Annotated in this window: 1 protein-coding gene; it reads right to left on the bottom strand. The window is 45.3% G+C overall.

Annotated elements, in window-relative coordinates; translation table 11 throughout:
• Window positions 1-75: 75 nt before the first annotated feature.
• The coding region (locus ACWHAR_RS31015; protein ID WP_452088924.1) for an HAD family hydrolase at window positions 76-547 on the bottom strand (472 nt) is incomplete at its 5' end.

Here is a 547-nt window from a genome sequence, read left to right on the forward strand (position 1 = left end):
TTCGATATTGCGGATAACCATTTTCTTTTCAAACCGGGTCAAATCTAATTTCTCAGACAACCTACTCGCTCCTTTCTAGTTTTGTGAGTTCAGATGATCAAGCAATAGGGCGAGCTCCATCTCCGCCATTGATTCAAGCCTGTGATCATAGTCTTCAAACATTAAGGTACCCGTTACTTTATTCGGGACAATGACACACTTCATGCCTGCGCGTTTCGCAGCAATCGAACCATTGACAGAATCCTCAAACGCGAGACATTCCGCTGGCGATACCCCCAGGTTCTTTGCCGCCAATAAATAGAGCTCAGGATTCGGCTTCACCTCTTCCACATCATCAGCCGTTTGAATAACTTCAAAATCATCAAACAGGCCGATTTGCTTCAAATGGCCGGACACCCATTTATAATCAGAGCTGGAAGCAAGGCCTATTTTTAAGCCTAAATCCTTTGCCGCATTCAAATACGCTTCGACACCAGGTCTCGCTTTTTCTGTTTCCATGCGTTTGGCGAACCGCTCTCTTCTCAATTGTGTGAGCTCTTCATGGTTC

It is taken from the genome of Bacillus sp. LR--39 (assembly GCF_053613335.1).